This window comes from Bradyrhizobium sp. CFUWI, from assembly GCF_056429085.1.
In genome coordinates, this window is sequence record NZ_JBWJZE010000005.1 from 182,143 (window position 1) to 198,958 (window position 16,816).

At 65.3% G+C, this 16,816-nt stretch carries 17 protein-coding genes; 10 read left to right on the top strand and 7 right to left on the bottom strand.

Annotated elements, in window-relative coordinates:
• The first annotated feature begins 331 nt into the window (after nucleotides 1-331).
• The 3 genes from AC066S_RS13460 (at nucleotide 332) to AC066S_RS13470 (ending at nucleotide 2,500) form a co-directional block, all read left to right on the top strand.
• Entirely contained in the window at nucleotides 332-649 is a 318-nt protein-coding gene (locus AC066S_RS13460; RefSeq protein WP_028139549.1) for a hypothetical protein, read from the top strand.
• A 174-nt stretch (nucleotides 650-823) separates the two neighbouring features.
• Nucleotides 824-1,480, top strand: a complete 657-nt coding sequence (msrA, locus tag AC066S_RS13465; RefSeq protein ID WP_478269910.1) for a peptide-methionine (S)-S-oxide reductase MsrA — start codon at nucleotides 824-826, stop codon at nucleotides 1,478-1,480.
• Nucleotides 1,481-1,753: 273 nt separating this feature from the next.
• Nucleotides 1,754-2,500, top strand: coding sequence for a polysaccharide biosynthesis/export family protein (locus tag AC066S_RS13470; RefSeq protein ID WP_135163531.1), 747 nt, complete (start codon nucleotides 1,754-1,756; stop codon nucleotides 2,498-2,500).
• 150 nt (nucleotides 2,501-2,650) lie between these two features.
• Here AC066S_RS13470 and AC066S_RS13475 read toward each other — a convergent pair whose 3' ends face one another.
• The 4 genes from AC066S_RS13475 to AC066S_RS13490 all read right to left on the bottom strand — a co-directional run bounded on the left by AC066S_RS13475 (nucleotide 2,651) and on the right by AC066S_RS13490 (nucleotide 5,355).
• On the bottom strand, nucleotides 2,651-3,133 hold the full coding sequence (locus AC066S_RS13475; protein WP_135169079.1) for a hypothetical protein: 483 nt from the start codon (nucleotides 3,131-3,133) through the stop codon (nucleotides 2,651-2,653).
• A gap of 223 nt (nucleotides 3,134-3,356) precedes the next feature.
• On the bottom strand, nucleotides 3,357-4,028 hold the full coding sequence (locus AC066S_RS13480; protein WP_135169078.1) for a dienelactone hydrolase family protein: 672 nt from the start codon (nucleotides 4,026-4,028) through the stop codon (nucleotides 3,357-3,359).
• Nucleotides 4,029-4,197: 169 nt separating this feature from the next.
• Nucleotides 4,198-4,539, bottom strand: a complete 342-nt coding sequence (locus tag AC066S_RS13485) for a hypothetical protein (protein ID WP_478269911.1) — start codon at nucleotides 4,537-4,539, stop codon at nucleotides 4,198-4,200.
• A 42-nt stretch (nucleotides 4,540-4,581) separates the two neighbouring features.
• A complete protein-coding gene (locus AC066S_RS13490; RefSeq protein WP_478269912.1) occupies nucleotides 4,582-5,355 on the bottom strand; it encodes an alpha/beta fold hydrolase in 774 nt (257 codons plus the stop codon).
• A 335-nt stretch (nucleotides 5,356-5,690) separates the two neighbouring features.
• Here AC066S_RS13490 and AC066S_RS13495 point away from each other — a divergent pair, with 335 nt between their 5' ends.
• The 3 genes from AC066S_RS13495 to AC066S_RS13505 all read left to right on the top strand — a co-directional run bounded on the left by AC066S_RS13495 (nucleotide 5,691) and on the right by AC066S_RS13505 (nucleotide 9,981).
• Complete coding sequence (locus tag AC066S_RS13495; RefSeq protein ID WP_135163526.1) at nucleotides 5,691-6,182, top strand: (2Fe-2S)-binding protein; 492 nt, start codon at nucleotides 5,691-5,693, stop codon at nucleotides 6,180-6,182.
• A complete protein-coding gene (locus AC066S_RS13500; protein ID WP_478269913.1) occupies nucleotides 6,179-8,473 on the top strand; it encodes a xanthine dehydrogenase family protein molybdopterin-binding subunit in 2,295 nt (764 codons plus the stop codon). The genes AC066S_RS13495 and AC066S_RS13500 overlap by 4 nt, the downstream gene beginning before the upstream one ends.
• Nucleotides 8,474-8,886: 413 nt before the next feature.
• Nucleotides 8,887-9,981, top strand: coding sequence for an HD-GYP domain-containing protein (locus AC066S_RS13505; protein ID WP_126257055.1), 1,095 nt, complete (start codon nucleotides 8,887-8,889; stop codon nucleotides 9,979-9,981).
• Between the two features lie 112 nt (nucleotides 9,982-10,093).
• Here AC066S_RS13505 and AC066S_RS13510 read toward each other — a convergent pair whose 3' ends face one another.
• Both AC066S_RS13510 and AC066S_RS13515 read right to left on the bottom strand, forming a co-directional pair.
• Complete coding sequence (locus AC066S_RS13510) at nucleotides 10,094-11,674, bottom strand: AMP-binding protein (RefSeq protein ID WP_478269914.1); 1,581 nt, start codon at nucleotides 11,672-11,674, stop codon at nucleotides 10,094-10,096.
• A 238-nt stretch (nucleotides 11,675-11,912) separates the two neighbouring features.
• The gene (locus AC066S_RS13515) at nucleotides 11,913-12,323 is read right to left on the bottom strand and encodes a VOC family protein (protein WP_135163522.1); all 411 of its coding nucleotides are present in this window, start codon (nucleotides 12,321-12,323) and stop codon (nucleotides 11,913-11,915) included.
• A 124-nt stretch (nucleotides 12,324-12,447) separates the two neighbouring features.
• Here AC066S_RS13515 and AC066S_RS13520 point away from each other — a divergent pair, with 124 nt between their 5' ends.
• Nucleotides 12,448-13,422: a Bug family tripartite tricarboxylate transporter substrate binding protein gene (locus tag AC066S_RS13520; RefSeq protein WP_135169072.1), complete on the top strand. Its 975-nt coding sequence runs from the start codon at nucleotides 12,448-12,450 to the stop codon at nucleotides 13,420-13,422.
• A 122-nt stretch (nucleotides 13,423-13,544) separates the two neighbouring features.
• On the opposite strand, the gene AC066S_RS13525 is transcribed toward AC066S_RS13520, so the two are convergent.
• Nucleotides 13,545-14,792 carry a S1C family serine protease gene (locus tag AC066S_RS13525; protein ID WP_478269915.1) on the bottom strand — a complete coding sequence of 416 codons (1,248 nt, stop codon included), beginning with the start codon at nucleotides 14,790-14,792 and terminating at the stop codon, nucleotides 13,545-13,547.
• Between the two features lie 202 nt (nucleotides 14,793-14,994).
• Here AC066S_RS13525 and AC066S_RS13530 point away from each other — a divergent pair, with 202 nt between their 5' ends.
• Genes AC066S_RS13530 through AC066S_RS13540 form a run of 3 tightly spaced genes read left to right on the top strand, consistent with a single transcriptional unit; the run spans nucleotide 14,995 to nucleotide 16,742 of the window.
• Nucleotides 14,995-15,612: a hypothetical protein gene (locus AC066S_RS13530; protein ID WP_126257060.1), complete on the top strand. Its 618-nt coding sequence runs from the start codon at nucleotides 14,995-14,997 to the stop codon at nucleotides 15,610-15,612.
• Complete coding sequence (locus AC066S_RS13535; protein WP_164718526.1) at nucleotides 15,599-15,973, top strand: transcriptional regulator; 375 nt, start codon at nucleotides 15,599-15,601, stop codon at nucleotides 15,971-15,973. Before AC066S_RS13530 ends, AC066S_RS13535 begins: the two co-directional genes overlap by 14 nt.
• A 31-nt stretch (nucleotides 15,974-16,004) precedes the next feature.
• Complete coding sequence (locus AC066S_RS13540; protein WP_126257062.1) at nucleotides 16,005-16,742, top strand: di-trans,poly-cis-decaprenylcistransferase; 738 nt, start codon at nucleotides 16,005-16,007, stop codon at nucleotides 16,740-16,742.
• Nucleotides 16,743-16,816: the final 74 nt, after the last annotated feature.

Sequence of the window (16,816 nt, forward strand, 5' to 3'; positions counted from 1 at the left end):
GCCGGCTTGCTTGACCGCGTAATCGACGCTCGGATTTAGGGTGTTCGGTTGCTGGGCCGTCCCGGGAGCATGAGGCCTCAAAGAGCCCTAAGCTCAAGTGGCCTGCAATTGCTCAAAGAACAGCGGCGGCAGGATTGCGCCCGCCGCCAGTTGGCGCCCTTATAGAGAGGCTCTTCGGCACCGTCAACGCTTTCGGAGCTGGAAAAGCGGCCCCAAGGCGCTCCAGGAGGCACTGTAACGCCCTGAAGAGGTTGAATTTCTCCCGTCGCCCGGCTATTGGCTGGCGGCGTTTGTTTGGGTCCTCCGATCGGACGACCATATAAGGTGAGGCATGATCCGCGGTTTTTTCCGACTGATTGGGCTGTTGCTGCTCGCCGGCGGGTTCATCTTCATGGTCTATGACGGCGCCCGCTGGGTGGCCGACCAGACCCTCAAGTTCACCCGGTTCGGCCAGTTCTGGAACGACATCAATCAGGCCAGCCAGTCGGCCTTCCGCACCTGGGTCGAGGCCAAGGCGCCCTGGCTCTGGACCTCGGTGATCCGCCTGCTGCTGGATCAGCCGGTCTTTGCCGTCCTCGGCATTCTCGGCATCCTGCTGATGATCCTGTTCCGGCCGCGGAAACCGCTGATCGGCTATTCCCGGGATTGACCTGCAATTCCCGCGGGATTGATCTTTCAATTCCCGCCGCGATTGAACACTGTGCGCGGCCGTAACGACGCTGCCCACGCTCGCGTAGATCCCTATATTCCCACCTGATCGCGAGCACGCCGCCTCCAGCATCTGGCTGAGGCGACGGACGGCTCGTTTCGCGGAGACCCAACCATGCTGTTCATGCGCAAGACCACCGCATTGCCGAGCGCGGCTGAGGCGCTGCCCGGCCGCGCGCAGGCCATTCCGACCGCCGCCACCCATTTCGTCAACGGCAGCAGGCTCAAGCCGCCTTATCCCGCCGGCCTCGAAAGGGCGGTGTTCGGGCTCGGCTGCTTCTGGGGCGCCGAGCGCAAATTCTGGCAGCTCGGCGACGGCATCTACACCACCGCGGTCGGCTATGCCGGCGGCCACACGCCGAACCCGACCTATGAAGAGACCTGTTCGGGCCGCACCGGCCACACCGAAGTGGTGCTGGTCGTGTTCGATCCGAGCAAGATCTCCTACCAGACGCTCTTGAAGACGTTCTGGGAGAGCCACGACCCGACGCAGGGCATGCGCCAGGGCAACGACGTCGGCACGCAATACCGAAGCGCGATCTACACCTGTTCCGATGCGCAGCGGAAAGCGGCTGACGAGTCGAAGGCGCTCTATCAGAAGGCGCTCGCCGCAAAAGGCCTCGGGGCCATTACCACCGAGATCGCGCCATCAGGCGAATTCTATTTCGCCGAGGACTATCATCAGCAATATCTGGCGAAGAACCCCGCCGGCTATTGCGGCCTTGGCGGCACCGGCGTGTCCTGCCCGATCGGCGTCGGTGTGAGCGCGTAAGCCTGCTCCGTGCTCGCTGCACCTCTCCCGCTTGCGGGAGAGGTGGCATTGCATCGCAGATGCAATGCGGGTGAGGGTTCTTTCCTCCGGGGGAGTGTCCCGTCGCGGAGACACCCTCTCCCCAACCCTCTCAGCGCGAGCGGAGCTCGTCGCGGCCCGCAGGCGAGAGAGGGAGCGCACCGCGTTCCTGGCGGGCACCGTCGCCCCCCGCAAACGCTTTATTAACCATAACCGGTGCATCACTGGAGCTGTCTCGTTTCGAGGGATAGTCCGGTGCCAGTTGCACGCGCGTTTCGATCGTCGATCTCGGCAGTGGCCCTGGCAGCGTCCGCCGCGCTGACCCTTGGCGGCTGCATGCAGACCGCCGGCCCCGTTGCGGTCATGCCACCGCGCGCCGACCTCGATTCCATGGCCTATGGCCAGCCTTACAATGCGCCGCAGCCGGTTGTCGTCGCCGACGGTGGCGGCGCCATCGGCGCGCTGCGCACCTCCTTTGCCTCGTCGCCCGCCCCCATGCCGGTCGGCTACGCCGCGCCGATGGCGGCGCCGGTGCGCTATGACGCCTCCTACCATCTCGACGCCGGCGACAAGCTCCGCGTCGTCGTCTACGGCCAGGAAGGTCTCACCAACAGCTACGCCATCGATGCCGGCGGCTCCATCACCATGCCGCTGATCGGCGCGGTGCCGGCCCGCGGTCGCACCACCGCCGGACTTGCCGGCGAGATCGCCGCGCGCCTGCGCAACGGCTACATCCGCGAGCCTTCGGTCGCGGTGGAGATCGAGGCCTATCGTCCGTTCTTCATTCTCGGCGAAGTCACCGCGCCCGGCCAATACCCTTACGTGCCGAACATGACGGTCGAGAGCGCGGTCGCGATCGCCGGCGGCTTCTCGCCCCGCGCCAAGCGCGACGTGGTCACGGTGACCCACACCGAGCGGGGCGGATCCATGCGCGCCGTGGTGCCGCTCGGCACGCCCTTGAATCCCGGCGACACCGTGTTCGTCGGCGAGCGCTGGTTTTAGGTTTCAGCCCAACTCGCTCTTCTCGTCATTCCGGAGCGCGCCTAAGCGCGAACCCGGAATCCATCGCGCCGCTATCCTGACGCTCGATGGATTCCGGGCCTGCGCCTATCGGCGCATCCCGGAATGACGGCGGGGGATGTCGCGCAACTCCTACCTCCGAAAATCCAGCCGCCCGTTCGGAAAACATCCGTCGATCCTGTTGGCGTCGATCACGAGGCCAACCCATGGCCGCGTGATCGCCGGCGTGGTCAGGTTGATGTATTTCCCGACCAGACGACCTGCGCCGTCCCGCGCGGCCTCGATCAGCCCGTGCCGGCGGCCATTGTCCCAGTCGAAGCGCAGATAGACCCGGCCGGCCGCGATGCGGATGTCCGCGCGCCCCTGTTTCCACCTGTCAGGCGTATCGCCGGCAATGGTCGGATCGGCACCGCCGTTCCAGCGGCTCGCCCATATGCCTTCGAGCGGATCGGACGGCGCTGCGATCGCTGCCCACGCCGTCGCATTGCCGTCCGCCGCATCGCCGGGCAGCGAGGCCGTCGCGGCATAATCCATCACCTCGGAATCTTCGGGTGAGGGCACATCCATGGTTCCGAACGGATTGCGGATGACGAGATGCGTGATGGATTGCTGCATGGCGAGTTCCCGGCGAGACGTGGCTTGATCTAGCGGCATTCTTCATTATGCAGCCACCCGATTCCTGCTTTGGAGGCAAGGCGCAACCCTCTCCCCGGTCATTCCGGGGCGCGCGTTAGCGCGAACCCGGAATCCATCGCGCCGCTATCGCTGACGCTCGATGGATTCCGGGCCTGCGCCTATCGGCGCATCCCGGAATGACAAGAGGAAAGAGACGCGCGTCTTACGTCAAATGCTTCGCAAAAAATTCCATGCTGCGCGGCCAGGCGACGTCGGCGCTGGCCTTGTCGTAGCTGGCGCGCTCGTCGCAATGGAAACCGTGCTGCGCGCCCGGATAGATGAAGACCTCCACCTCCGGCCGTTTCGACTTGATGGTCTCGACGTCGGTCAAGGGGATGCCCGCATCCTTCTCGCCGAAATGCAATTGCGTCGGCACCTTCGGCGTCTCGTCGGCAAAGCGAACGACGGCGCCGCCGTAATAGCCGATCGCGGCCTTCAGGCCGGTCAATCGCGTCGCCGCGACGAAGGCGACGCTGCCGCCCAGGCAGAAGCCGATGATGCCAACGGGGCCAACGCTCTTCACCGCGTCGATCGCCGCTTGCGTGTCGCGCAGCATCGCGGCCCAATCCGGATTGGCGACGAACTTGCGCGCCTCCGCGATCTCGTCGGGCGAATAGCCCGACTGGAAGTTCGGTGCGGTCCGGTCGAAGATCGACGGCGCGACCGCGACATAGCCTTCCCCGGCGAGGCGGTCGCAGACCGCGCGGATGTGGTGATTGACGCCAAAGATCTCCTGGATCACCACCACCGCGCCCTTCGGCGCAGCCGAGGGATCAGCGCGATAGGCGCCGAGCTGGAAATTGTCGGAGGCCGTCAGCTTGATGTCCTGTCCCACGCGGGTTGTCCTTGATGGTTGGTCGTTGATCGAGAATTCGCTCGTTCCACAAACTCGTCATGCCCGGGCTTGTCCCGGGCATCCACGTCTTCGTTTCCGAGCGAGAAGAACGTGGATGGCCGGGACAAGCCCGGCCACGACGATCCGGACGTGTCGGCGCACGACGCTCTCACTCCCACATCCAGTTCTCGCCGTAATCCTCCTTCCATCCCGCCAGCCGTCCGTGGCGGAATTGCAGGAACAGGCGGTGACGGTAGGGGACCAGTCCGCTGCCGCCGATGTTGCGCAGCGTGAGATAGAGCTCGTTGCCGGGACGTCCGCGCACATATTGCAGCGGCTGCCCGAGGGCGCGGGCGGTCTGCTCGGCGTCCATGCCGAAGGCGAGCGGAATGTTGTTGGACAAGGTCGCGACGAAGGGCCGGCGCGGCGGCACCGCGCCGAATGGCTCGGCCGGCGCCGCCGACGACAGCAGCGTCGCCATTGCGCCCGCCGCGAAGATCGCTCGCATCATGGTCTTGCGTCCCGGATCGCCTGGCCTATGCCGGCAAGTTCTTCAGGCAAGTTCTTCAGGCAAGTTCTTCAGGAAAGGCGCGACGGCGTCAACAAAAGCCTTGGGCTGATCGATGTTGACGGCATGTCCGGCAGCGGGGATCACGACCTTTTGTGCCCCCGGGATTTTTGCGGCCATGTAGTCGGATGCGGCCAGGAACGGCGTGTCGTCGGCGCCGACCACGATCAGCGAGGGCACCTTGATGTCGGGCAGCAGCTCGATCACGCGGTCATCGCGCTGGGTCAGCATGCCGCGTGCGGCGAGCGCCAGTCCCTTGGCGTTGCGATGACTGGCGGCGGCGCGCTCGCGCGTTGCCGACTTCAGGACGTCGAGGCCTTCGCGATCGAGCCTGTCGGCGGTGGCGAGCGCCCGCGCGTTCCAGGCCTCGCGCGCGTCGTCCTTCTTGAAGCCCGGCCCGGTGTCGATGATCAGCAGCGCGCGCGTCCGCTCCGGATGGGCGCGATAGAACGCGAGCGACATGTAGCCGCCGAGCGAGAGCCCGCCGATGATCGCGCGCTTGGCACCGGCCGCATCGAGAATCGCCGCCATGTCGCCGACAGTGAGCGCTTCGCTGTACGCCCTGGGATCATCGGGATAGTCGGACTGGCCGTGGCCGCGCATGTCCCACAGGATCAGCTTGTGCTCCCTGGCGAGCGCATCGACCTGACCATGCCACATCGCCGACGTCGAGGAATAGCCATGAGTGAGCAGCAGCGGCGGTCCCTCGCCGTGTACCTCGTAATAGATATTGACGCCGTCCCGATTGATCCCAGGCATTGCTTCCGATCCTTTCTTATTTCTTGTTCTCGCGAGCCGCAGCGACGGGGTGGCGCTTGCACTCTAGCGCGCCAAGTTACCTGGAAGAAACTGCCTGAGTGAAATGGCACGCATAGCCGACGACGCTCTCTGTTGCGTCCAGTCGCTGCACCAGCCCCATTTTCGCAACGCACAACGTTGCGACGGCGCGCTTGTTTCGACTCGTTCCAAATTGCATTTGCCACGGCAACCGAACGCGATCATTCTTGCGGCCAAGGCTGGCGCCAGCCCGGTGGGCGTCCGCCATTCAAGTTGCCGCCGTAAGCGGCTTCATGCACCGGCAGGGGAAGACGCCTATGCCAACTCTCACCATCAACGGGCGGAGTCTGTCCGTGGATGCGGCGAACGACACGCCGCTCCTCTGGGCGATCCGCGAGCAATTGCAGATGACCGGCACCAAGTTCGGCTGCGGTGCCGGGCTGTGCGGCGCCTGCACCGTGCATGTCAACGGCGAAGCCGTGCGCTCGTGCCAGACCATGGTCGGCGACGTCGCCGGCAAGAAGATCACCACCATCGAAGGCCTCTCCGCCAAGGGCGATCATCCCTTGCAGAAGGCATGGATCGCCGAGCAGGTGCCGCAATGCGGCTATTGCCAGTCCGGCCAGATCATGCAGGCGGCCTCGCTGCTCGCAAAGAATCCCAATCCGACCAAGGAAGAGGTCGTGGCGCATATGGACGGCAATCTCTGCCGCTGCATGACCTATTCGCGGATCCAGAAGGCGATCATGCGCGCCGCATCCGAGATGCGCACCGCATCGGCCACCTCCAACGAGCGGAGGCCCACATGAACGAGCATGTCAAGAACCCGACACCTGAGACAACCGATCTCAGCCGCCGCTCCTTCCTCGTCGGCACTGCCGCGACCGGCCTCGTGCTCGGCTATGCCGGCGTGCCCGGCATCGATGCTGCGGCGGCCGCGGCACCAGCCAATTTCGAGCCGAGCGTCTGGTATGCGATCTCGCCGGATGGTCTCGTCACCGTGACCTGCGGCAAGGCCGACATGGGCCAGCACATCGCCTCGACGATGGCGCAGATCGTCTGTGAGGAGCTCGGCGCGAAGTGGAGCGACATGCGCGTGCAGCTCGCCTCCAACGACCCCAAGTTCAACGATCCGGTCCTGGGAGCGCAGATCACCGGCGGCAGCTGGTCGACCATGATGAACTTCGAGGCGATGAGTCGGGCTGGTGCGGCCGGCCGCATCGCCTTGACCGAGGCCGCGGCGGCAGCCATGGGCCTGCCACCTTACTTCAAGGACCAGCTCGTCGTCCGCGACTCCGTGATCTCGCATCCGAAGTCGAAGAAGCAGATGAGCTTTGCCGAAATCGTCAAGAGCGGCAAGGCGACCAAGACCTTCACGCCGGACGAGCTCAAGGCGATCAAGCTGAAGACGCCGGATCAATACACCATGATCGGCGTCTCGGTGCCGCAGCTCGACATCCCCTCCAAAACCAACGGCACGGCCAAATACGGCATCGACGTGATGCTGCCGGGCATGGCCTACGGCAAGGTGGTGACCCCGCCGGTGCGCTTCGGCGCCACGGTGAAATCGGTCGACGACAGCGAAGCCAAGAAAGTGCCCGGCTTCATGAAGGCCGTCGTCCTCGACGACAAGACCGGAACCACGTCCGGCTGGGTCGTCGCGGTCGCCAACACCTACGCCAATGCCCGCAAGGCGGCGGACGCGCTGAAGATCGCCTATGACAGCGGTCCGAACGCCAAGCTGTCGAGCCAGTCGCTGCTGGATGAAGCCAAGCGGCTTCAGGGCTTGGAGGATTCCGGCCAGTTCTTCGTCAAGGACGGCGATCCCAATGCGGCGTTCGGCTCGGCGGCGAAAGTGGTCGAGGCCGAGTACACCACCAGCATCAACATCCATGCTCCGCTGGAGCCGATGAACGCCACGGCCGAGTTCAAGGGCGACATCCTGCACATCTATTCCGGCAACCAGTTCGCGACGCGCTCCGGCGCGATCGCGGCGGGCGCAGCCGGGATCGATCCGAAATTCGTCGTGATGCATCAGCATTGGCTCGGCGGCGGTTTCGGCCGCAGACTCGATGCCGACATGATGATTCCGGCCGTGCAGGCGGCGAAGGCGGTCGGCAAGCCGGTCAAGGTGATCTATTCGCGCGAGAACGACATGACGATGGATTTCTCGCGGCCGCTCACCTACCAGAAAGTGAAGGCCGGCGTGGACGGTGACGGCAAGCTCATCGCGATCAGCCACGATGTGGTCTCGGCCTGGCCGACCGCTCGCTGGGGAATTCCTGATTTCCTCACGCCCTCGGTCGACAAGAAGGGCCCGCTCGACAGCTTCACGGTCAATGGCGCGGACTTCTTCTACACCGTGCCCAACCATCACGTGCGCGCGATCAAGAACGAGCTCGCGCACAATGCGACGCCCTCCGGCCAGCTCCGCTCGGTGGCGCCGGGCTGGACCTTCTGGGCGGTCGAAAGCATGATCGACGAGATCGCGGCTGCCACGGGCAAGGATCCCGCGCAGTTCCGCATCTCGCTGCTCGACGGCGCCGGCAAGAACGACGGTGGCGCACAGCGCTTACGCAACACGCTGCTCGCCGCGATGGGCCTGTCGGGCTACGGCACCCGGCAATTGCCGAAAGGCGAGGGCATGGGGGTTGCCTGCGTCTCGTCGCAGGAACGCGCAACCGCGAGCTGGACCGCCTGTGTCGCCCATGTCGCGGTGGCGCCGTCGGGCGAGGTGACCGTGAAGAAGCTCACGATCGCAACCGACGTCGGCACGCAGGTGCATCCCGACAACATCCGCGCCCAGGTCGAGGGCGCGGCGCTGTGGGGGCTGTCGCTGGCGATGTACGAGAAGGCGACACTGAAGGACGGTGGCATCGAGCAGACCAATTTCGATAGCTACCGGCCCTTGCGCATGAGCCAGACGCCCGAGGTCGCCGTTGCCGTCATCGCCAATGGCGACAAGGCCACCGGTGTCGGCGAGCCCGCGGTGACCGTGGTCGCGCCCGCCATCGGCAACGCCATCTTCAACGCCAGCGGCGCCCGCGTCCGCGCACTGCCGATCACGGCGGAGGCGGTGAAGGCGAGCATGAAGGCGTAAGGCCGGCTGCGATTGCCGAATGAGATGATCCGCCGGAGGGAAACCTCCGGCGGATTTATTTTGGGAGATCGTCTCCACAATCTCAGTGTCTTGCTCCGCGCAAGCGGGGCATCCAGTACGCCGCGGCTTTTCGGTTCCGGCCGAGCCGTCCCGGCGTACTGGGTCGCCCGGCCAAGCCGGGCGACGACATCGGAGGATGGGGGAAGTGCGAAAAATTTCCCTGTATTTTCAATGCCCCCTCTACTGTGCATGGGGTTGTTTTCGCGGTTTTGAAGTTCCCACCCGCAGGGAACCAAAATCCCTAAAATTGCACCGAATTTCCCAAGGTCCCATTGAGCACGCCTCTTAAGGGCCAGAGAACCTGATCCGGCTTAGGCTCATGCCAAATCCCAATCCCATGCCTTGGGGAAGCCATGAACGCGCCAGCCAAATCCGCCGCCAAACGCCGGCTTCTGCTCGCCTCCGACCGGAGCGACGAGAGCTCCGAGCTCGCCAGCATCCTGAAGGCGGTCGGCGACGTCTCGACGGTGACGACGCAGGAGATCCCCGAAAAACCCTCGCGCGATCTCTCCGGCCTCGTGGTCGACATTAACCTGCGCTCGCCCGAGAGCGTGCAGCGGGTGCGCAACAAGCTGCGCGGCGATGCCTATCGCTCGATGCCGCGGCTGTTCGTGCTCGCCGACGCGCTGCATCACGGCACCATGCAGGCGTGGGCGCTGGGCGCCACCGACACCATTTCGCGGCCGCTCCAGGCCGACGCCATCCTGCAGCGCATCCGCGCCGCCTTCCCGGACACCGCCGCCTATGACGCGACCGACCGCGGCAAGACGCTCAACCGCGGCGTCGAGGCGGCGCATGCGGTGCTGGCGAAGATGTTCGAGAAGCTGCCGCTCGGCGTGCCCCTGACCTTCGACGACGTCATCGCGGCGGAAAGCAAGATCCTGAAGGCGATCAGGCATTCCTCGCTGCGCGAATGGCTCACCACGGTGGGCTGCCATCATGTCGGCAGCTATCGTCACTGCCTGTTCGTCACCGGCTTCGCGGTCGCCTTCGCGCAGCATCTCGGCATGCGCGAGGACGACCAGCGCCGCCTCGTCCGCGCCGCGCTGCTGCACGACGTCGGCAAGGCCTTCGTTCCCTCCGCGCTGCTCGACAAGCCCGGCAAGCTCACCGACGAGGAGATGGCCGAGGTCCGCCAGCATCCGCGCCGCGGCTATGAGGCGCTTGCCGCCCAGGGTGGCTTCCCGCCGGAGATGCTCGACGTGATCCTGCATCACCACGAATTTCTCGACGGCAGCGGCTATCCGAACGGCCTGTCGTCGAACCAGATCAGCGACATCGTGCGTCTGACGACGATCGTCGACATCTACGCCGCCCTGGTCGAGAAACGCGCCTACCGCATGCCGTTCACGCATTCGCGAGCGTTCGCCATGATGGAAGGCATGAACGGCAAGCTGGACCAGCAGCTGCTGCAGGCGTTCCGCCCGGTGGCGCTGGGGTCGTTTTAGTTCGGTGCCGTAGGGTGGATTAGCCGAAGGCGTAATCCACCGAGCTTCGTTCGGCTTTCTCTGAAGCATGGTGGGTTACGCCTTCGGCTAACCCACCCTACGCGCTGCGCGCTCACCCCACCATCTTCCGCAGCTCCGCCTTCGCCACCTTCTCCAGCGTCGAGCGCGGCATGTCGTCGACCAGCCTGATCTCGCGCGGCACCTTGAAGTCGGCAAGGCTTTTGCGGCAGGCTTCCATTACGCGCTCGGGCAGATCGGGCGCGGCGCCGGCGACACCGCCCTGCGGGATGATGAAGACAACCGGCACCTCGTCCAGCATCGGGTGCGACTTCGCCACCACGGCGGCCTCGCGCACGCCTGGCACCAGCGCGATCACCTGTTCGATCTCGGAGGCTGCGACGTTCTCGCCGCCGACCTTCAGCATGTCCTTGGCGCGGTCGCCGAACTTGATGTAGCCGTTCTGCAGCCGCTCGACGCGGTCGCCGGTGAGGAAGAAGCCGTGCTCGTCGAAGCTGTCGCGCGTCGCTGTCTCGTTGTGCAGATATTCGGCGAACAGCGACAGGCCGGGGATGCCCTTGATCGACAGATTGCCGGTGCCGCCGACCTCGGTCGGCCGGCCGTCGTCGTCGGTGATGCGGATTTCATATTCGGGAGCGGCGCGCCCGATCGACATCGGGATGTTGGGCTGGTCGACCTCGCCGACGATGCCGTGGGTGATGGTCTCGGTCATGCCCCACCAGCCGATGACCTTGACGCCGAAGCCGGCAAAGGCCGGCGGCTCGTTGATCGCCGAGCCCCACAGGCGGAATTTGTGGTCCTTCGGGGTCTCCTGCTCGAGCAGCGCCTTCATGCAGAACGGGATGGTCGAGGTCCAGGTCGCGCCGTGCTCGCGCGCGACGCCCCAGAAGCGGCTCGCCGAGAAGCGCGGCTGGATCACGCAAGTCGCCCCGACCCACAGCGTCGCCAGCATGGAATAGGCCAGCGCGTTGGTATGGAACAGCGGCAGATAGGCCTGATGCACGTCGCTCGCATGCAGGTCCTCATGCGCGGCGTTGATCTTGGCGCCCCACAGCGCGTTGGCGTGGGTCCACAGCACCGCCTTGGGGCGCGAGGTCGTGCCCGAGGTGTATTGCACGCTGCATGGCGCGAAGGGATCGATCGGGCGTTTCGGACGGTCGGCGCTGTCGGCGAACAGGGATTCAAAGCTGTCGCCGCGCGAGACCGCTTGCGCAGGCGTTGCGCCCGCATCATGCGAGGTCACCGCCAGCCAGCTTATGTTGCGGCAGTTCTGCGCGACGATCTCCGCATAGGCCGGCTGCGTGATCGCGGCGACCGCGCCGCAATGATCGGCAAAATACGCGATCTCGGCCGGCGCCGAGCGGGTGTTGGTGGTGACCGCGATGGCCCCCAGCTCGACACAGGCAAACCAGGCCAGCATCGCCTCGATGCAATTGTCCAGATGAATGAGCACATATTCGTCCGGCTTCACGCCGCGCCGTGCCAGCCCGGCCGCCAGCGCGCCGACCCGGTCGTGAAACTCGCCATAGCTCCAGCGCCGCGCCGGCGCATCGAACGGCGCCCAGATCAGGAACGGATGATCGCGCCGGACCTCGGCGCGCATCCTGAGCAACCAGGGTACGTCGAGCCCGTCGAACGGGCTCACGATTCCGGCGGTGGCTTGTCGAAGTGGCATGGCTCCTCCCGTGCAGCCCGCATCTTGATGGCGGCTGTCTCTCGATGATTGCGTCTTCCTGCCATCGGATGACCCCGGGAGCAAATCCGGGGGCGCATGTCGTCCGCGCTCCCTCGGCCGTCATTGCGAGCAAAGGGAAGCAATACAGACTGTCTCCGCCGAACCGGTCTGGATTGCTTCGTCGCAAGCGCTCCTCGCAATGACGGCGTTTGGGGCGGGCGGTGCGGTCCTATCGGCCTCAATCCTCGTACGACGAAATCTCGATCAGGCTGCCATCCGGATCCCGGCAATAGACCGAGCGCAGCGTGCCGCGTGCGCCCTGCCGCGGGCCTGGTCCGGCCTCGATGGCAACGCCATGTGCATTCAGATGCGCCACCACCTCGTCCGGGGTGGCCGAGGTGAGGAAGCACAGATCCTCGCTGCCGGCGGTGGGGTGGTCGGCTGTGAACCACTCCACCCTGTCGGCATCGCGTTGTCGGACGTTGATCCTCTGGTTACCGAATTGAAGGAAAGTCCGCGGCGCTTTGCCGCCGCCGGGATCGAACAGCTTGACTTCCATGCCGAGAATCTTGCGGAACCACTCCGCCGTCGCCGCGACGTCGCGGACATTGATCACGAGATGATCCAGGGCGTGAACCTTGACCGGCATGTCTCATCCTTTCGTCGTGATGCGCCTCGCGCACTTTCCGCCTGCGGCAAGCTTTGTTACAACCCCGCCGACGCCGGGTTCAAGCGATCTGGCTTCAAGAACAACACTTGGGAGAACCCTTGAGATGATCACTCGCCGTACCGCGCTGGGCCTGCTCGCCGCCAGTCCGCTTGCAGCCACCCCGCTGTCGAAGGCTCTTGCCGCCGATTATCCGGCCCGGCCCGTGAAATGGGTGGTCGGCTATCCGCCGGGCGGCGCCACCGACATCCTGGCACGCCTGATCGGGCAGCGGCTTTCGGAAAAGCTCGGCCAGCAATTCGTGGTCGAGAACAAGCCGGGTGCCGGCAACAACATCGCGACCGAATCGGTCATCAATGCCGAGCCCGACGGCTACACGCTGCAGATGGTCAATCCGGCCAACTACATCAACGCCTCGCTCTACACCAACCTGAAGTTCAACTTCGTGCGCGACATCGCGCCGATCGCCTCGTTCCAGCGCGTGCCGAACGTGATGACCGTCAACAAGGACGTGCCGGCCAAGAACGTCGCCGAGTTCATCGAATATGTGAAGGCCAATCCCGGCAAGGTCAACATGGCCTCGTCCGGCAACGGCACCTCGGTGCATCTGTCCGGCGAGATGTTCATGGCCATGACCGGCTGCAAGATGCAGCACGTGCCCTATCGCGGCGCGGCGCCCGCGATCACCGACATGCTCGGCGGCCAGGTGCAGGTAATCTTCGACAACATGCCCTCGATCATCCAGCACATCCGCTCGGGCTCGCTTCGTGCGATCGGCGTCACCACGGCGGAGCGCTCGCCGCAATTGCCCGACGTGCAGACGGTCGCCGAGACCGTGAAGGGCTACGAGGCCAGCGCGCTGTTCGGCATCGGCGCGCCGAAGAACACGCCCAAGGACATCATCGCCAAGCTCAACGCCGAGGTCAACGCGGTGATCAAGGAGCCCGACATGGCCAAGCGTCTGGTCGAGCTCGGCGGCGAGCCGCGGGTGCAGACTCCGGAAGCGTTCGGCGAGGAGATCAAGGCCGAGACCGAGAAGTGGAAGAAGGTGGTCGAGTTCGCCGGCCTGAAGGTCGAATAGCGATCTTGTGACGACCGGGACTGGAGCCCTGCCGTTCGGCAGGGCTTTTTTCCTGCGCGCTCTGTTTCGTGCAACCGCCGCCGCGGCGCGCGCGGCCTGTCGCGCCGTATTGGAGCCGCGATCTACCGCTTTGCCTCGGCCTGCTCCGTCGTGGTGCACGAGAGCAGCATCGTGTAGGCGCGGGCGTTGGTGGCGATGTCGGTGGTCTTCAGCTCGCCCTTGGGCTCCGCGGTCTGGTAGGGCACCACGGAATTGTCGAGGAAGTCGCGCAGTGCGCCGGTCTTGATGGCGAAGTTGATGTTCTCGGGAATGTCGCCGGTCATGGCGACGATACGCAATCCCGGGATCTTGCCGGTGACCACGCCCACGATCTGGCCGGTGGTGTCGAACAGCGGGCCACCGCTGTTGCCGGGCTGTACGGGCGCGCTGATTTGCAGGAAACGCGTGTCGTTGCGCATGCCGCTGAGCGAGCTCACGATCCCGGTCGTCACTCTTAGGTCCGAGCTGAGCAATCCGTGGTAAGGAAAGCCGATCGCGACGACGGAATCGCCGGCGCGGAACGAGCGGTCGCGAATGCGGGCGAAATCCTTGAACGTCGCCGTCGACGGCGCCTGAAGCAAGGCGAGATCATTGTTGGCGTCGGTCGAAACGACGCGCAGCACCATCGCGGCCTCGCCGGTGAGGTTGCCCTTGATGTCGCCGACGCAGCCATTGACCACGTGATTGTTGGTGACGATGTGCCCGCTCGCGCTCACGACGAAACCGGTGCCACTCTGCGATTTGACGGACTTGCTGGCAGCAGGCGGCGGCGTCTGCTTGTCCGGCGCGGCCTGCGGCTTGGCGGCAACCTTTGTAAAATCGCCGGCCTTGTCCAGCCCGTCGGCCTTGACTCGCGTTACGCAATTGGTGACCGCGGCGATCAAGGGCGCGGTTGACGTCAAACTGAACTGAAAAGGTGTGCCTCTCGCCACCGCCACCATCAGGCTCGCCTTCTGGAAAGCGCGCGCGACGTTGGTGGGCAGAACGGCCGAGACCATCACCTCGGACAACGCGGTCGCGAACAGCCTCACCTCGGCCTGTCCGTCGAACGTCACGTCGATCGTCAGGTTCTCGCCCTTCTTGAAACGAAACGCTGAATTGGCAAAGCCGAGCAGCCACGCGTTGTTCGAATCCTGGCCGACGAGCAGCGTCATGCCGTTGGCATAGGGCGTGCTTGCGGCGCAATGGGAGAATGCGCCGGTTGAATCATTGGTGTAGGCGCCGCCGTTCCAGTTGCCGACGCGGATGGTGCCGAAAGGGCCCGCCGCATGAGCGAGACCGGCGAGCAACGCCTGGGAAACAAGCGCAACGACAAATGACTTAAGCCACATATTCAGCCCCCGGGAATGTTTTGGATCCATCTTATCCGGGGCAGACGGTGTCGTGCAACCGCCAGTTGTTCGATTGGGCCGGACGTCCCGCCGCGGCTTTCGGGGGGTTGCGTTTACTTTGCGTCGCTATATACTTTGCAATACAAAGTAACGGGTCAGCAATCCCGGCAAGTCCGTGCGGAGCGAGGTTCTGGCGTTGCCAATGCGCGATCTCGACAAGGCCCTGGCCGATATCGTGGCGATCCGCAGCCAGATCGCGGCCGGCACGGCGTTCCGCGGTTACGGCCCGGCGACGATGGCCGCGACCGGTGCCGTCGCGCTCATCACGGCGGTGCTGCAATTCTGGCTGCTCGGCGATCCCACGGGTGAGCCGCTCGGCTTCTTCGCCGGCTGGTTCGTCGCCGCCGCGCTGTCCCTCCTGATCATCGGGATCGAGATGCGGGCGCGTTCGCGCCGCCATCATTCGGGTCTGGCCGATGCCATGATCCACCAGGCGGTCGAGCAGTTCCTGCCCGCGGGCGTTGCCGGCGTGCTGCTCGCGGTGGTGATGTGGAAGTTCGCGGCCGAGACGTTGTGGCTGCTGCCGGGCCTGTGGCAGATCCTGGTGTCGCTCGGCATTTTCGCCTCCGTCCGCTCGCTGCCGCGCACCGTGGCGCTCGCCGGCGCCTGGTATTTCGTGTCCGGCTTTTCGGTGGTGGTGATCGCGAGCCAGACCCACACGCTGTCGCCATGGACCATGGGTCTGCCCTTCCTGATCGGGCAATCGCTGATGGCGGCCATTCTGCATGTCGCATCCGGAGACCATGATGTCGAAGACTGACAGCGCACCCTTCTCCTACGAAGGGCTCGACCGCGTGATCCACGAGAAGGCGAGGCTCGGGCTTCTGACCTCGCTGATGGCGCATCCCAAGGGGCTGGCCTTTGCCGACCTCAAGCAGCTGTGCGGCCTCACCGACGGCAATCTCAGCCGGCACCTTGCCGTGCTCCAGGAGGCCGGCCTCGTCGACGTGACCAAGGGCTACGAGGGCAACCGTCCGCACACCACCTGCCGCCTCACCAGGACCGGGCGCCGCCGTTTCCTCGACTATCTCGCCGTGCTGGAGCGCCTGGTGCGCGACGCCGCCAAGGCCGCCGGCCGCGAAGCGCCGTCGCTCGGCCGCCTCAGCATCGTCTCGACCTGATCCTTCCCCTTTTTTGACCGGAGACTTTGCAATGCAAAGTGATGCGTCCCATAACGAGAAGCTTCATGTCGGCATCATCATGGACGGCAACGGGCGATGGGCGACGCGGCGCGGCCTGTCGCGCGTGCGCGGCCACGAGGCCGGCGTCGAAGCGATCCGCCGCATCGTCGAGGCCGCGCCCAAGCAGGGCATCGGCACGCTGACGCTCTACGCCTTCTCCGCCGACAATTGGCGGAGGCCGAAGGCCGAGGTTGCCGCATTGATGACCTTGCTGCGCTTCTATCTCGCCAACGAGGTGCAGAGCCTGGTCAAGAACGGCGTGCGGCTCACCGTGATCGGCCGCCGCGATCGCCTGCCCGACGGCATCGCCAGCGCGATTGCAAAGGCCGAACGGGCCACCGCCGCCGGCGGCACGCTGCATTTGCGCATCGCGGTCGACTATTCCGCGCGCGACGCCATCCTCAATGCCGCGGCGAAGGCGGCGGCGCTGACCAGCCTCACCCGCGAAGCCTTCTCGCAGCTCGTCACCGGCGAAGCCGGCCTGCGCGACGTCGACCTCATCATCCGCACCTCGGGCGAGAAGCGGCTCTCGGACTTCCTGCTCTGGGAAGGCGCCTATGCCGAGCTGCACTTCACCGAGCGGATGTGGCCCGAATTCGACGCCAGCGATCTCGCCGCGGCTCTGGCCTCCTTCCACGGCCGCGAGCGCCGCTTCGGCGGATTGCAGGCCATCCTGCCCGGAGAGGCGCCCTCGCTCTCTCGGGTGTGACGCGCCTCGCGCGCCAGCCGGCCCCCGCTGATTGCCGCCTGGCATGGATCGTGCTCTAGTCTTCCGGCGTTGGG

What these genes read in the sequence shown, in the direction of transcription:
- AC066S_RS13460 (WP_028139549.1), top strand. Translation starts at nt 332, where the DNA reads ATGATCCGCGGTTTTTTCCGACTGATTGGGCTGTTGCTGCTCGCCGGC.
- msrA (WP_478269910.1), top strand. Translation starts at nt 824, where the DNA reads ATGCTGTTCATGCGCAAGACCACCGCATTGCCGAGCGCGGCTGAGGCG.
- AC066S_RS13475 (WP_135169079.1), bottom strand. Translation starts at nt 3,133, where the DNA reads ATGCAGCAATCCATCACGCATCTCGTCATCCGCAATCCGTTCGGAACC.
- AC066S_RS13485 (WP_478269911.1), bottom strand. Translation starts at nt 4,539, where the DNA reads ATGATGCGAGCGATCTTCGCGGCGGGCGCAATGGCGACGCTGCTGTCG.
- AC066S_RS13490 (WP_478269912.1), bottom strand. Translation starts at nt 5,355, where the DNA reads ATGCCTGGGATCAATCGGGACGGCGTCAATATCTATTACGAGGTACAC.
- AC066S_RS13495 (WP_135163526.1), top strand. Translation starts at nt 5,691, where the DNA reads ATGCCAACTCTCACCATCAACGGGCGGAGTCTGTCCGTGGATGCGGCG.
- AC066S_RS13500 (WP_478269913.1), top strand. Translation starts at nt 6,179, where the DNA reads ATGAACGAGCATGTCAAGAACCCGACACCTGAGACAACCGATCTCAGC.
- AC066S_RS13505 (WP_126257055.1), top strand. Translation starts at nt 8,887, where the DNA reads ATGAACGCGCCAGCCAAATCCGCCGCCAAACGCCGGCTTCTGCTCGCC.
- AC066S_RS13510 (WP_478269914.1), bottom strand. Translation starts at nt 11,674, where the DNA reads ATGCCACTTCGACAAGCCACCGCCGGAATCGTGAGCCCGTTCGACGGG.
- AC066S_RS13515 (WP_135163522.1), bottom strand. Translation starts at nt 12,323, where the DNA reads ATGCCGGTCAAGGTTCACGCCCTGGATCATCTCGTGATCAATGTCCGC.
- AC066S_RS13520 (WP_135169072.1), top strand. Translation starts at nt 12,448, where the DNA reads ATGATCACTCGCCGTACCGCGCTGGGCCTGCTCGCCGCCAGTCCGCTT.
- AC066S_RS13525 (WP_478269915.1), bottom strand. Translation starts at nt 14,792, where the DNA reads ATGTGGCTTAAGTCATTTGTCGTTGCGCTTGTTTCCCAGGCGTTGCTC.
- AC066S_RS13530 (WP_126257060.1), top strand. Translation starts at nt 14,995, where the DNA reads ATGCGCGATCTCGACAAGGCCCTGGCCGATATCGTGGCGATCCGCAGC.
- AC066S_RS13535 (WP_164718526.1), top strand. Translation starts at nt 15,599, where the DNA reads ATGTCGAAGACTGACAGCGCACCCTTCTCCTACGAAGGGCTCGACCGC.
- AC066S_RS13540 (WP_126257062.1), top strand. Translation starts at nt 16,005, where the DNA reads ATGCAAAGTGATGCGTCCCATAACGAGAAGCTTCATGTCGGCATCATC.